Here is a 12,686-nt window from a genome sequence, read left to right as displayed (position 1 = left end):
CGTCTTGTCTGGAGAGCTGCTGATGAGCACCGCGCAAACCCTTACCCCCGCTGAGCTGAACAACCGTAAATTACTCGGTACCTTTTTACGTACGCGCCGCGAGAGCCTGGATCCTAACCGCCTCGGTTTACCGCGTATGCGTCAGCGCCGCACGCCGGGTTTACGCCGTGAAGAGGTGGCGCAGCTGGCGGATGTCGGCGTCACCTGGTACACCTGGCTGGAACAGGGGCGCGATATCAAAGCCTCCACCAAAACGCTGACGGCCATCGCCAGCGCACTGCAATGCAACGATGTAGAGACACAGCATCTTTTCTCGCTGGCCGGACACACCCTGCCATCGACGCGCGTCGCTGCTGCCTGCTGCAAACTCGCCGGACATAATCAGCAAATGCTGGATGCCATTCAGCTACCGGCGATCATCGAAACGCCGCGCTTCGATATCCTTGGCTATAACCAGGCGTGGTGTGCACTGATGGGCGTCGATTTAGCCCAGATCGCGCCGGAAGATCGCAACTGTATCTGGCTGGCGTTCAACCATGCCGGCTGGCGCAACGTGATGACCGACTGGGACGAAGTAATGCCACAGATGGTGGCGATGTTTCGCGGTCAGATGGGCGAGCATCTGGGCGATCCGCACTGGGAGAGCTTCCTGGCGCGATTGCTGAACAGTTCCGATGAGTTCGCGCACACCTGGCAGCGCTACGAACTGGGCAAGGTGGAAAACCGCGTGAAACGCTTTTACCGTGCCGAAGTAGGCGAAATGACGCTGCGCCAGAATAACTGGTGGTCGGCGTCACGCAACGGCGATCGCCTGCTGGTATATGTGCCGGATGATGCCGCCAGCGCAGCGGCGTTGCAACAGTTAACGGCGCGCTGAATCCTGCCGCTTTCTTAACATGTCAGGCTGAAGGTGTTTATACGTTGTATCAACATCATCACGGCTATACAATGTATACACATTCTTCGGAGGCCTGTTATGACGACCGTCACCTTAAAGAAATGGGGCAACAGTCCCTCGATTCGCATTCCGTCCAGCGTGATGCAATCCGCGTCGCTCAGCGTGGACGATAAACTGGAACTCAGTGTTGAAGATGGCAAACTGATCCTTGTGCCGCTCAGGGAAAAGGTGTATTCACTGGACGCTCTGCTGGACGAGATCACCGACGATAACGTCCATGATAAAATTGATTTTGGACCTTCAGTGGGCAAGGAAAGAATCTGATGGTGTCACGTTTTGTTCCCGATGCAGGCGATCTCATCTGGCTGGATTTTGATCCCACCCTTGGCCATGAACAGGGCGGCCATCGTCCTGCGGTTGTGCTGAGTCCCTTTGCCTATAACAACAAGGTTGGCATGTTGTTGTGCGTCCCGTGTACCACCCAGGTCAAAGGCTATCCTTTTGAAGTTTCCCTTACCGGTAGCCGTGATAGTGTGGCGCTGGCCGATCAGGTCACCTCCATCGACTGGCGCGCCAGAAAAGTGGTGAAAAAAAGCCATGTGACCGCCGAAGAACTGAGTGAGATTCGCGCTAAAGCTAAAGCGCTGATTGGCTGACGTCCGTTATCTTTGCCATCGCCACCGATAAGAATGTCCTGCGCTATCCCCAACCTTATTTATCCTGACTATGCTTATCAGACGATAATAAATTCAGGAGAGCGCATGAAACTACTTTATTTCGTTTCGCTTATTGCTGCAGCCGGTTATTTACTGGCTTTCTTACCTAAACTGCGCACCCGTCGCGAGCCTGTGGCTTATTGGGGGTGCTGGGCTTATTTAGGTCTGAACGCGGTATATTGGGCAGTATTTGCGTTTCGCTATTATTTTCTGCGCTAACCGTGGTAACGTCATGAAGGAGTTATGTTATGTCAGAAAACAATCGCGATCGGATGCCCTATTTACTCTATTTTTCCCGTCAGCGTTTACTGGTGGAAAATATCGATGGCCACATCGTTGATATTGGCGGTGCGGAAAGAGTGGGCGATCGTTATCGCTGGCAGCTGGATGGTAAAGATGCCGGAGGAGAAACGGAGCAGGAAGTGGACGAACTACTGGCCGAGGTGGAAAAACACCTGAGCTTTTTGTTCGTCGATGGCCAGTTTACCAGCCTGCCCGATGTCAGTGCTGATTATGGCGATCGACTGGATAACGCGCCCTCACGGCAAATTGCACTACCTGAGCTCAACGACCGCGATGAAGACATCGTGCGTTAAGCCACAGAAGCAGGCTGCCGTCAGGCAGCCTGTCAGCACTCAGGCCGCCGGCGTGGTACTGGCCATACCGGGCACCAGAATCACTTTGCGGCAATCCTCTTTGCGTTTTTCAAAGATTTCATAGCCGCGCGCGGCCTCTTCCAGCGGCATATGGTGCGTCACAATCTCTTCCGGCGTCAGCAGCCCTTGCTCAATCAGCGACAGCAGGCGCGGTAAATAGGCCTGCACATGCGTCTGGCCCATTTTAAACGTCAGTCCTTTATCGAATGCATCGCCAAACAGGAAGCCGTGGATAAAGCCGGCATACACGCCCGGCACGCTGACCACACCGCCACGGCGCACTGCCGCAATACACTGCCGCAGCGCCTTCCCGCTGCTGCCCTCCAGCTTCAGATTGCTCATCACCGTTTCCGTCAGGCTGCCCTTGGCTTCAAAACCTACCGCATCGATTACCGCATCAACGCCCCGGTGGCCCTGGGTATGATCAATGATCCAGCCAGCAGGATCGTCGATTTCATCAAAATTGATCGGCGTAACCCCATAACGCTGGCGGGCAAATTCCAGTCGATAAGCGTTGTGGTCAATCATAAAGATCTCTTCCGCGCCTGCCAGGCGCGCGCAGGCGGCGCTCAGTAACCCGACCGGGCCGGCGCCAAAAATGGCGACGCTGGAGCCTTTATCCAGTCCGGCATTTTGCACTGCCTGCCAGGCGGTGGGCAGGATATCGGAGAGAAACAGCACTTTCTCATCCGGTAGCGCCAGCGGCACTTTAAACGGCCCGACATTGGCTTTTGGCACCCGTACATATTCCGCCTGGCCGCCCGGCACGCCACCGTACAGTTTGCTGTAGCCAAATAACGCTGCAGGCGGGGTAATATTTTTCTTGTTTAAAATAGCACCGCGCCCGCTATTGGTATTTTCACAGGCCGCATACTGATGCAGATGACAAAAGAAACAGTCGCCACAGGCAATAACAAAGGGCACCACAACGCGATCGCCAATTTTCACATTGGTAACCTCACTCCCCGCTTCGACCACTTCACCCATAAATTCGTGACCAAATATATCACCGTGATCGGTACCGGGAATTTTTCCGCGATAAAGATGTAAGTCGGAGCCGCAAATTGCCGTCGCGGTGACGCGTAAAATAATGTCGTCCGGCTGCTCTAAAATCGGGTCAGGAACAGTTTCAACGCGCACCCGATGTGGGCCATGATAAGTTAACGCTTTCATAATCAGCTCCTCATAAATAAGCGTAACGAAAGGTTGTCTTTATTTAACCTGAATCGCTTAAGCCTGGTAGTAATAGTCGAATAGGCAAGCGTATCGGTATCGGGTGCAGAGCGGGGTCCGGCGCAGTTGCGCTTTGTGCGATATCTCGCAGAGAGGCATTTCTTACAGCAACGGCTAAAAATAACACTGGATATGCAAACAGTATATTGTATACTTATCCAGCAGTCTGATGGACTGTTCCACGTTTGTAAGAGGTGATACTGATGATGATCTCAACGGAAAGTCTTGCTGCTCTCAACGCAACTCTGCTGATGAGCAGCCGTGAAATTGCCAGAATAACCGGCATCACGCATGGCGAAGTGAAGCGCCTGATTAAAAGCCTGGAAACCGCGCAGCGCCTTTCCCAGCCTGTCACGGTGAATCATTACGAGCATGAAGGTGAGACACGTCAGGAGTTTCAGCTGAATAAACGTGACTCGCTGCTGGCGGTTGCTCGTCTTTCCCCCGGCTTTACCGCCGAACTGCTGGACCGCTGGCAGGAGCGGGAAAAATTCACCCATCTGCCCGATTTCACCAATCCGGCGGAAGCGGCACGAGCCTGGGCAGAACAGTTTGAGCAACGCCGTGCGGCGGAACAGCAACTGGCGCTGACGGCCCCAAAGGCAGAATTCTTTGATCGCTTTGTGGATGTGCATGAGTCGCTGGGTTTTCGCCAGCTGTGCAAAATGCTCAAGGTGAAAGAGCCGGAGTTTCGGCAGTTTCTGCTTGAGCGCAACATTATGTACCGTGACAAAGGTGCGCTGACGCCACAGCAGCACCATCTGCAGGCTGGCTATTTTGCACTGCGCAGCGGAATGGGTGAAAACCAGCATGCTTTTTCACAGGCACGATTCACCGCGAAAGGCGTGAAGTGGGTTGCCAGTCTGTGGGCCGGTCATGTCGCTGCACGGCCAAATGGTGTCGCCGCCTGATATTCAGCCGGTCAGGACGACCGGCTGGGTTCGCTTAGCGCTGATGGCGGCGGCGCTGGAGCCGATGGCGAAACTGCCTGACCTCTTCGCGTGACCAGCAGCGAGAGGAGAGCGGCAGGCTGCCATCAACCGCCGCCGGCAGCGGCAATTTTTCCAGCGTGCCACGATTACACATAGCACGCGCCAGCGTGGTACAGGGGATATCAAGGTAATGCGCCATCTGCGGCAGCGTCATCAGGGTGGTACGCATACTCACCTCCATTTGGCTTATGTTTCGCCTTCCATGGTTGAGCAGCCCGGCTGATGTTTTTTTGATCGCGATCAGCCTACGCCTTAATTCAGGTTAAAAATTAATCAACCCGCTACCCTGTGGTCTGCGCCATCGCTTCGCTCACTGTGCCGCCGGAAAGTTTCGCTGAATCGGTGCAAACGCGCTGGCGGTTTTGCCGATCAGCCGTTGTGGCCGGAACTCTTTCAGCAGGTCGCTGGGACTGTCGCCGATCAGTTCTTCTGCCACCAGCCTGCCAATCAGCGGTGACAGCGTGACGCCGCTGTGCGTCACCGCGACATACACGCGCTGATGCGGGGTGACAAAGCCCAGCGCCGGCAAGCCATCAGCCGGACGCGCCCGCTGCCCGACGACAATCTGCTCGATCTGCAACGCACCAGCCGTGGCAAACAGCGCCCGGTAGCGCTCACGAAACTGATCGGCGATGGCACTATGAGTCGACGGCTGAGCGCCCGGATCGGCCAGGTGATCGAGATCCAGCGCCTGTAACAGTAACCGCCCGCCGCCGTCCGGCCGCACGTTCAGCTGCGGAGAAATCAGGTTGGTGCCAAGCGATAACGGCTGCGGTGCAGTGCGCGCCAGAAAGCTGCAGGCCACCGCATCAGGCTTGCTGGTGTCAATCAGCGCCAGTTCCAGACCAAGCTTATGCAGCAGCTGATTGGCCCAGCGTCCGGTCGCCAGTACCAGCCGGTCGCCCTGCCACTGCTCACCCTGCTCCAGCTGCACCGTCACGCCTTCCGCATTTTCACTAATGTGCTGAATCGCCTGATGCTGATGCAGTACCGCGCCGTGCGCCTGCGCCTCTGACCACAGCCGTGCCAGATACAGCGCTGGATAGAGCACCGATTCCGTTGGAAAATGCCAGATGCTGCCGTGTACCGCAGACGCGCGCAGTTCAGGAATTTCCTGCTGCAGCTCGGCCAGCGTCCTTTGCCGTGCCGCATAGCCAGCGGCCTGCAAGGCGGTGGCACGCTGCTGCAGTTGCTGTTCGGCTTCACCCGCGCCGGCCCACTCCCAGGTGCCACAAGGTTCCAGCCAGCGCACGCCATTGGTCTGCGTCAGCTGCAGCCGGATATGCTCCTCCATCGCCAGCGCATTGAGGCGGTGGTAGCTGGCAGGCTGTTTGCCGTTGGAGTTTACCCAGGCAAATGTGGTGCTGCTGGTGCCCGCGCCCATGTGTTGCCGGTCAAAGAGGGTCACCTGCGCCCCCTGCCGCGCCAGCGCCCACGCCACGGCGAGGCCGATCACACCCGCACCGATTACCGCCACTTTTTGCGTCGTCATAGCTGTCTCCTCTGCTCGCCCAACATCATAACAGTCACCGCAGCGAAAACTGGCCTGAGGGTCATAGGAATTACTTCTCAGATTATTCAATAAATAAAAAAAGCGTGACGGTGCGTTAAAGTCGCTTCGCTCGCTGGCGCACTCCCCTTACCGGGTCTACGGTTAATTGAAAAAGCACAAGAATTTAACTAACCATGGAAAGCCGCTATGACCGCCCATGTCGATACCACAGCAAGCCAGGAAAGCGATCTCCTTCAGTTGCATCACGCATTGCAGGCCCATCTTGAACATTTATTGCCTGCCGGGCAGCAGGCCGATCGCGTTCGGGCCGCGATGCGTGCCGGCACGCTGGCACCGGGCAAACGTATTCGTCCGCTCTTGCTGCTGCTGGCAGCACGCGATATGGGCTGTGACGTGGCGCAGCAGGGTATCCTTGATCTTGCCTGTGCGGTCGAAATGGTGCACGCCGCATCACTGATCCTTGACGACATTCCATCAATGGATAACGCCCGGATGCGACGTGGGCGCCCGGCAATCCACTGTGAATATGGGGAAAACGTGGCGATCCTGGCGGCGGTCGCGCTACTCAGCCGCGCCTTTGAGGTGATTGCACTCGCGCCGGGTCTGCCGGCAACGCACAAAGCCGAAGCCATTGCCGAGCTCTCCTCTGCCGTGGGCCTGCAGGGACTGGTTCAGGGTCAGTTCCAGGATCTGCATGACGGCGCACACAGCCGCAGTCCGGAAGCCATCACCCTGACCAACGAACTGAAAACCAGCGTCCTGTTTCGCGCCACGCTGCAAATGGCGGCGATTGCGGCCGATGCGTCAGTGCAGGTGCGTCAGCGTTTAAGCTATTTTGCGCAGGATTTAGGTCAGGCATTCCAGTTACTGGACGACCTGGCAGATGGCTCTAAACACACCGGCAAGGACTGTCATCAGGATCAGGGCAAATCCACGCTGGTGCAGATGCTGGGTCCGGAAGGGGCTGAACGTCGTCTGCGCGACCATTTAAGCAGCGCCGATGCACACCTTGCCTGCGCCTGCCATCGCGGTGTCGCCACCCGTCAATATATGCACGCCCTGTTTAATCAACAGCTGGCGATGTTTAACTGAAGCCGGTCATACCTATGGGGCATTTTGCCGTTATTGCGCCACCGCTCTACAGCCACTTTCACGCATTGCAGGCACTGGCGCAAACGCTGCTGGCGCGCGGACACCGCATCACCTTTATCCAGCAAAGCGATGCACGCACCTTGCTGAGCGACGAGCGCATTGCCTTTGTGGCCGTCGGCGAGCGCACGCATCCTGCCGGATCGCTCTCCAGCGAACTCAGGCGGCTGGCCGCACCGGGCGGGCTGTCGCTGTTTCGCGTGATTCACGATCTGGCCAGCACCACCGATATGCTGTGCCGCGAACTGCCCGCGGTGCTGAAACGGCTGCAGGTCGATGGCGTGATTGCCGACCAAATGGAAGCGGCTGGCGGTCTGGTGGCAGAGGCGTTACAGCTGCCGTTCGTGTCGGTGGCCTGCGCGCTGCCGGTCAATCGCGAAGCGGCCATTCCACTGGCGGTAATGCCCTTTCGCTTTGCTCAGGATGAGAAAGCGCTGCAGCGCTATCAGGCCAGCAGTGACATCTACGACCGCATCATGCGTCGTCATGGCGCTGTAATTGCTCGTCATGCGCGCGCCTTCGGCCTGCCCGAACGCCATGGCTTACATCAGTGTCTGTCGCCGCTGGCGCAAATCAGTCAGCTGGTGCCCGCTTTTGATTTTCCACGTCAGCAACTGCCAGCCTGCTATCACAGCGTCGGCCCGCTGCGGACTCCAGTCGCTAGCGGCGCGCTCGCCGCACCCTGGCCAGCGCTGCGCCAGCCGGTGGTGTATGCCTCGCTTGGCACGCTACAGGGACATCGCTTTCGCCTGTTTCTGCATCTGGCTCAGGCCTGCCGCAATCAGCAGCTGTCGCTGGTGGTGGCACACTGTGGCGGGTTGACTGCCAGCCAGGCACATCAGCTCAGACTGGCCGGGGCTGCGTGGGTAACCGATTTTGTGGATCAGCGGGCGGCGCTGCAGCATGCGCAACTGTTTATCACTCACGCCGGTCTGAACAGTGCGCTGGAAGCACTGGAATGCGGCACGCCGATGCTGGCGCTGCCGATCGCCTTCGATCAGCCCGGCGTGGCGGCACGTATTGAGTGGCACGGCGTCGGCCGACGCGCCTCACGTTTCAGCCGCGTCGCGCAACTGGAGCGACACCTGCAACAATTGCTGAGTGACGATCGCTATCGTCTGCGCATGTCAGCCATTCAGGCGCAGCTGCAGCGGGCCGGTGGCTGTACGCGCGCGGCGGATATTGTCGAGCAGGCGCTGTGTCAGCAGCAAATCGTGCTGGCGGAGGCCACCTGATGCGCGCACCTTACGATGTTATTCTGGTCGGTGCCGGCCTGGCTAACGGGCTGATTGCGCTGCGTTTACGCCAGCTGCAGCCCGCACTTAAAATTTTGCTGCTGGAGAGTCAGGCTCAGCCGGCCGGCAATCATACCTGGTCGTTCCATCGCGACGACGTCAGCGAAGCGCAGTTTCGCTGGCTCGAGCCGCTGCTTTCGGCGCGCTGGCCCTGTTATCAGGTACGCTTCCCCACCCTGCGTCGCCAGCTGGATGGGGAATATTGCTCCATTGCCTCGGAGGATTTTGCCCGGCACTTGCAGCAGGTGCTCGGTGCCGCGCTACGCACCGCAGCGCCAGTCAGCGCCGTCTCGCCCACCGGGGTCAGACTGGCGGATGGCGGGATGTTACAGGCGCAGGCGGTGATTGACGGACGCGGGCTGCAGCCGACACCGCATCTGCAGCTCGGCTATCAGGCATTTGTGGGTCAGGAGTGGCAGCTGGCGGCGCCGCATGGCCTGCAGCAGCCAATATTGATGGACGCCAGCGTCGATCAGCAGCAGGGTTATCGCTTTGTTTACACCCTGCCGCTCAGTGCCAGCCGTTTACTGATTGAAGATACCCACTACATCAACCATGCCACGCTGGATGCCGCACAGGCGCGCCGGCACATTGCGGACTATGCCCACCAGCGCGGCTGGAATCTGCGCCAGCTGCTGCGCGAGGAGCACGGCTCGCTGCCGATCACGCTCAGCGGCGATATCGATCAGTTCTGGCAACAGCAGCACGGACAACCGTGCAGCGGGCTGCGCGCCGGACTGTTTCACGCCACCACCGGTTACTCGCTGCCCGCCGCGGTGGCGCTGGCGGAGAAGATTGCCAGCACGCTGCCCGCCGATGCCCATACGCTGAGCCACTGCATCGAATCCTTTGCCCGTCAGCACTGGCGCGAGCAGCGCTTTTTCCGTCTGTTAAATCGTATGCTGTTTCTTGCCGGACGGCCTGAACAGCGCTGGCGCGTGATGCAGCGTTTTTACCGGCTTGACGCCGGATTGATTAGCCGCTTTTACGCCGGGCAACTGCGCCTCAGCGATAAAGCACGCATTCTGTGCGGCAAACCGCCGGTCCCTCTCGGCGAAGCGCTGCGCGCATTGATGATGACCTCTCCGTTACCAGGGAAGAAATAATGAAACGCACCTATGTGATTGGCGCAGGCTTCGGTGGCCTGGCGCTGGCGATTCGTCTGCAAGCGGCCGGCGTGCCGGTCACGCTGCTGGAACAGCGCGATAAGCCTGGCGGGCGCGCCTATGTTTATCAGGATCAGGGTTTTACCTTTGATGCCGGTCCGACGGTGATTACCGATCCCAGCGCTATCGAGGCGCTGTTTACGCTGGCAGGCAAGCAACTCAGTGATTATGTCGACCTGATGCCGGTGACGCCGTTTTATCGCCTGTGCTGGGAAGACGGCAGGCAGCTGGACTACGACAACAATCAGGCGCAGCTGGAGCAGCAGATTGCTACTTTTAACCCGCAGGATGTCGCCGGTTACCGCCAGTTTCTGGCCTATTCACAGGATGTGTTTCGTGAGGGCTATCTGAAACTGGGCACCGTGCCTTTTCTGCATTTCCGCGACATGCTGCGTGCCGGGCCACAGCTGGGTCGGCTGCAAGCCTGGCGCAGTGTCTACAGCATGGTGGCGAAATTTATTCAGGACGATCATCTGCGCCAGGCTTTTTCCTTTCACTCGTTGCTGGTCGGCGGTAATCCTTTTGCAACGTCTTCGATCTATACCTTAATTCACGCACTGGAGCGCGAATGGGGCGTGTGGTTTCCGCGCGGCGGTACCGGCGCGCTGGTTGATGGCATGGCGCGGCTGTTTCGCGATTTGGGCGGTGAACTGCTGCTCAACGCCGAAGTCAGCCAGCTGGAGACCGAGGGTAACCGCATCAGCGGTGTACAGCTGAAGGATGGGCGCCGTTTTGCCGCCGCCGCCGTTGCGTCAAATGCTGACGTGGTGCATACCTACGATCGCCTGTTAAGCCAGCATCCTGCGGCGCGTAAACGCGCGGCGACGCTGAAGCGCAAGCGGATGAGCAACTCGCTATTTGTGCTCTATTTTGGTCTTAATCATGCCCACCCGCAGCTGGCGCATCACACCGTGTGCTTTGGTCCGCGCTATCGTGAATTGATCGATGAGATCTTCAATAGCAGCCAGCTGGCGGAAGATTTCTCGCTGTATCTGCATGCGCCCTGCTCCAGCGATCCGTCGCTGGCACCGGCGGGCTGCGGCAGTTTTTACGTGCTGGCGCCGGTGCCGCATCTCGGTACCGCCGCAATTGACTGGCAACAGGAAGGACCGCGCTTGCGCGATCGCATTTTTGCTTATCTGGAGGAGCACTATATGCCGGGTCTGCGACAGCAGTTAGTGACACACCGTATGTTTACGCCGTTTGATTTTCGCGACACGCTGCACGCGCATCAGGGCTCAGCGTTTTCGCTCGAACCCATTTTGACGCAAAGTGCCTGGTTCCGGCCGCATAACCGCGATGCCGACATCACTAACCTTTATCTGGTGGGGGCTGGCACGCATCCCGGTGCCGGTGTGCCAGGCGTGATCGGCTCCGCGAAAGCGACCGCCCAGTTGATGGTGGAGGATCTGACCGGATGAACCAACCGCCGCTGATTGAGCAGGTCACCCAAACCATGGCGCAGGGCTCCAAAAGTTTCGCCAGCGCTACCCGGCTGTTTGATCCTCCAACGCGCCGCAGTACGCTGATGCTGTACGCATGGTGTCGTCACTGTGACGATGTGATAGATGGTCAGACGCTGGGCGAAGGCGGCACGCAGCACGCGGTGGCGGATGCCCAGGCGCGGATGCGCCACCTGCAAATCGAAACCCGCCGCGCCTACAGCGGTGCCCACATGGATGAACCGGCGTTTCGTGCCTTTCAGGAAGTGGCGCTGACGCATCAGCTTCCCCAGCAGCTGGCGTTTGATCATCTGGAAGGGTTTGCGATGGATGCGCGTGAAGAACGTTACGCGTGTTTCGGGGACACGCTGCGTTACTGCTATCACGTGGCCGGCGTGGTGGGGTTAATGATGGCGCGCGTGATGGGCGTACGTGATGAGCGCGTACTCGATCACGCCTGTGATTTGGGTCTGGCGTTTCAGCTGACCAATATCGCACGGGATATCGTTGAGGACGCGGAGAATGGCCGCTGCTATCTGCCACAAAGCTGGCTGGATGAGGCCGGACTGAGCGCCGCTCAGCTTGCCGATCCGCAACATCGCGCAGCGCTGGCCCCGCTGGCGGCGCGTCTGGTGCGCGAGGCTGAACCTTACTATCAGTCAGCGCGCAGCGGGCTACCCGGACTGCCGCTCCGTTCGGCGTGGGCGATCGCCACCGCGCGCGGCGTCTATCGGGAAATTGGCGTAAAAGTGCAGCATGCCGGTGCCCGGGCGTGGGATGCGCGCCAGCGTACCAGTAAAGGCGAAAAGCTGGCGCTGCTGGTGAAAGGTGCCGGCGTCGCGCTTACTTCGCGCCTTGCTCATCCCCAGGCGCGTCCTGCCGGTCTGTGGCAGCGTCCGCGTTGACACGACGCCCATGGCGCTGGCGCAGCGTCGCCTGCAGCTTGTGCAGCGGCGGGGCGTAAAGAAAGCCAAAGGAAACGCAGCCCTCCCGTCCCCGCACCGCATGATGCATGCGGTGCGCCATATACAACCGCTTCAGATAACCTTTACGCGGAATGTAGCGGAACGGCCAGCGCTGATGGACCAGGCCGTCATGCACCATAAAATAGAGCGCGCCATAAGTCGTCATGCCAGCGCCAATCCACTGCAGCGGCCAGACACCGTTGACACCCAGCCAAATCAGGCCAATCGACAACAGCGCAAACACCACGGCATACAGGTCGTTGAGCTCAAATTTGCTCTCATGCGGTTCATGATGCGACAAATGCCAGCCCCATCCCCAGCCATGCATAATGTATTTATGCGACAGCGCCGCGACGATCTCCATCAGTATCACGGTAGCCAGCAGGATAAGCGCATTCCATAACCAGAGCATCATTGGTCCATTTGCGAAGAGTGAGAGTATAAAGGTGGACGTGGATAGCGAAAGGCGCAAGTCCCCGGCAAAAAAACGCACCGGCAGCGTAAATACCAGCCAGGTCACAGATGCGTGCTGTCACCGTCAGACAAGCAAAGCGGCAAGAAGGTTATCCTGGAAGGCGGCCGGGTGGCTCTGCTTTACATCGATTTAACAGCTGGTTAGTATAGCCAGCGGTTCAGCGGTCCAGGCTGCTGCGTAGGCGTT

Annotated in this window: 15 protein-coding genes; 11 read left to right on the top strand and 4 right to left on the bottom strand. The window is 58.6% G+C overall.

The features are described from left to right. Positions 1-22: 22 nt before the first annotated feature. From C1N56_RS22465 to C1N56_RS22445, 5 genes are all read left to right on the top strand, one after another. A complete protein-coding gene (locus C1N56_RS22465) occupies positions 23-877 on the top strand; it encodes a helix-turn-helix transcriptional regulator (RefSeq protein WP_058770343.1) in 855 nt (284 codons plus the stop codon). Between the two features lie 99 nt (positions 878-976). After that, positions 977-1,222: an AbrB/MazE/SpoVT family DNA-binding domain-containing protein gene (locus C1N56_RS22460; protein ID WP_058770344.1), complete on the top strand. Its 246-nt coding sequence runs from the start codon at positions 977-979 to the stop codon at positions 1,220-1,222. Continuing rightward, complete coding sequence (mazF, locus tag C1N56_RS22455; protein WP_058770345.1) at positions 1,222-1,554, top strand: endoribonuclease MazF; 333 nt, start codon at positions 1,222-1,224, stop codon at positions 1,552-1,554. The genes C1N56_RS22460 and mazF overlap by 1 nt, the downstream gene beginning before the upstream one ends. Positions 1,555-1,659: 105 nt before the next feature. Beyond that, positions 1,660-1,833 carry a hypothetical protein gene (locus C1N56_RS22450; protein ID WP_021508895.1) on the top strand — a complete coding sequence of 58 codons (174 nt, stop codon included), beginning with the start codon at positions 1,660-1,662 and terminating at the stop codon, positions 1,831-1,833. Between the two features lie 29 nt (positions 1,834-1,862). Continuing rightward, complete coding sequence (locus C1N56_RS22445) at positions 1,863-2,210, top strand: hypothetical protein (protein WP_021508894.1); 348 nt, start codon at positions 1,863-1,865, stop codon at positions 2,208-2,210. A 39-nt stretch (positions 2,211-2,249) separates the two neighbouring features. Here C1N56_RS22445 and C1N56_RS22440 read toward each other — a convergent pair whose 3' ends face one another. Next, positions 2,250-3,443: a zinc-dependent alcohol dehydrogenase gene (locus tag C1N56_RS22440; RefSeq protein WP_021508893.1), complete on the bottom strand. Its 1,194-nt coding sequence runs from the start codon at positions 3,441-3,443 to the stop codon at positions 2,250-2,252. Positions 3,444-3,706: 263 nt separating this feature from the next. On the opposite strand from C1N56_RS22440, the gene C1N56_RS22435 reads away from it, so the two are divergent. Continuing rightward, entirely contained in the window at positions 3,707-4,414 is a 708-nt protein-coding gene (locus C1N56_RS22435; RefSeq protein ID WP_021508892.1) for a phage antirepressor KilAC domain-containing protein, read from the top strand. Between the two features lie 34 nt (positions 4,415-4,448). Here C1N56_RS22435 and C1N56_RS22430 read toward each other — a convergent pair whose 3' ends face one another. After that, positions 4,449-4,664, bottom strand: a complete 216-nt coding sequence (locus C1N56_RS22430) for a hypothetical protein (protein WP_058781045.1) — start codon at positions 4,662-4,664, stop codon at positions 4,449-4,451. 141 nt (positions 4,665-4,805) lie between these two features. Then, positions 4,806-6,077, bottom strand: a complete 1,272-nt coding sequence (locus tag C1N56_RS22425; protein WP_345956074.1) for an NAD(P)/FAD-dependent oxidoreductase — start codon at positions 6,075-6,077, stop codon at positions 4,806-4,808. 117 nt (positions 6,078-6,194) lie between these two features. Between C1N56_RS22425 and C1N56_RS22420 the strand changes: the two genes are divergently transcribed. Genes C1N56_RS22420 through crtB form a run of 5 tightly spaced genes read left to right on the top strand, consistent with a single transcriptional unit; the run spans position 6,195 to position 11,965 of the window. Continuing rightward, positions 6,195-7,100 (top strand): polyprenyl synthetase family protein, encoded by a 906-nt coding sequence (locus C1N56_RS22420; RefSeq protein WP_022547229.1) that lies wholly within the window; start codon positions 6,195-6,197, stop codon positions 7,098-7,100. Between the two features lie 14 nt (positions 7,101-7,114). Next, positions 7,115-8,392 (top strand): glycosyltransferase, encoded by a 1,278-nt coding sequence (locus C1N56_RS22415; RefSeq protein ID WP_222952201.1) that lies wholly within the window; start codon positions 7,115-7,117, stop codon positions 8,390-8,392. After that, positions 8,392-9,558 carry a lycopene beta-cyclase CrtY gene (gene crtY, locus C1N56_RS22410; RefSeq protein WP_394517590.1) on the top strand — a complete coding sequence of 389 codons (1,167 nt, stop codon included), beginning with the start codon at positions 8,392-8,394 and terminating at the stop codon, positions 9,556-9,558. Before C1N56_RS22415 ends, crtY begins: the two co-directional genes overlap by 1 nt. Next, positions 9,558-11,039, top strand: a complete 1,482-nt coding sequence (locus tag C1N56_RS22405) for a phytoene desaturase (protein ID WP_058770350.1) — start codon at positions 9,558-9,560, stop codon at positions 11,037-11,039. Before crtY ends, C1N56_RS22405 begins: the two co-directional genes overlap by 1 nt. Next, on the top strand, positions 11,036-11,965 hold the full coding sequence (gene crtB / locus C1N56_RS22400) for a 15-cis-phytoene synthase CrtB (protein ID WP_059009308.1): 930 nt from the start codon (positions 11,036-11,038) through the stop codon (positions 11,963-11,965). The genes C1N56_RS22405 and crtB overlap by 4 nt, the downstream gene beginning before the upstream one ends. On the opposite strand, the gene C1N56_RS22395 is transcribed toward crtB, so the two are convergent. Further along, positions 11,904-12,437: a sterol desaturase family protein gene (locus C1N56_RS22395; protein ID WP_022547228.1), complete on the bottom strand. Its 534-nt coding sequence runs from the start codon at positions 12,435-12,437 to the stop codon at positions 11,904-11,906. The two genes, crtB and C1N56_RS22395, sit on opposite strands and share 62 nt — an antisense overlap. Positions 12,438-12,686: the final 249 nt, after the last annotated feature.

The sequence above is a fragment of the Pantoea sp. SGAir0175 genome (assembly GCF_043547855.1).
The sequence above is the reverse complement of the archived record's forward strand: the minus strand, read 5'-3'. Positions and strand labels throughout refer to the sequence as shown.

Excerpts from the sequence above, each read along its gene's own strand:
- C1N56_RS22460 (WP_058770344.1), top strand. The coding sequence starts at position 977 with ATGACGACCGTCACCTTAAAGAAATGGGGCAACAGTCCCTCGATTCGC.
- C1N56_RS22465 (WP_058770343.1), top strand. The coding sequence starts at position 23 with ATGAGCACCGCGCAAACCCTTACCCCCGCTGAGCTGAACAACCGTAAA.
- C1N56_RS22450 (WP_021508895.1), top strand. The coding sequence starts at position 1,660 with ATGAAACTACTTTATTTCGTTTCGCTTATTGCTGCAGCCGGTTATTTA.
- C1N56_RS22420 (WP_022547229.1), top strand. The coding sequence starts at position 6,195 with ATGACCGCCCATGTCGATACCACAGCAAGCCAGGAAAGCGATCTCCTT.
- C1N56_RS22440 (WP_021508893.1), bottom strand. The coding sequence starts at position 3,443 with ATGAAAGCGTTAACTTATCATGGCCCACATCGGGTGCGCGTTGAAACT.
- C1N56_RS22405 (WP_058770350.1), top strand. The coding sequence starts at position 9,558 with ATGAAACGCACCTATGTGATTGGCGCAGGCTTCGGTGGCCTGGCGCTG.
- crtB (WP_059009308.1), top strand. The coding sequence starts at position 11,036 with ATGAACCAACCGCCGCTGATTGAGCAGGTCACCCAAACCATGGCGCAG.
- C1N56_RS22395 (WP_022547228.1), bottom strand. The coding sequence starts at position 12,437 with ATGCTCTGGTTATGGAATGCGCTTATCCTGCTGGCTACCGTGATACTG.
- C1N56_RS22445 (WP_021508894.1), top strand. The coding sequence starts at position 1,863 with ATGTCAGAAAACAATCGCGATCGGATGCCCTATTTACTCTATTTTTCC.
- mazF (WP_058770345.1), top strand. The coding sequence starts at position 1,222 with ATGGTGTCACGTTTTGTTCCCGATGCAGGCGATCTCATCTGGCTGGAT.
- crtY (WP_394517590.1), top strand. The coding sequence starts at position 8,392 with ATGCGCGCACCTTACGATGTTATTCTGGTCGGTGCCGGCCTGGCTAAC.
- C1N56_RS22435 (WP_021508892.1), top strand. The coding sequence starts at position 3,707 with ATGATGATCTCAACGGAAAGTCTTGCTGCTCTCAACGCAACTCTGCTG.
- C1N56_RS22415 (WP_222952201.1), top strand. The coding sequence starts at position 7,115 with ATGGGGCATTTTGCCGTTATTGCGCCACCGCTCTACAGCCACTTTCAC.
- C1N56_RS22430 (WP_058781045.1), bottom strand. The coding sequence starts at position 4,664 with ATGCGTACCACCCTGATGACGCTGCCGCAGATGGCGCATTACCTTGAT.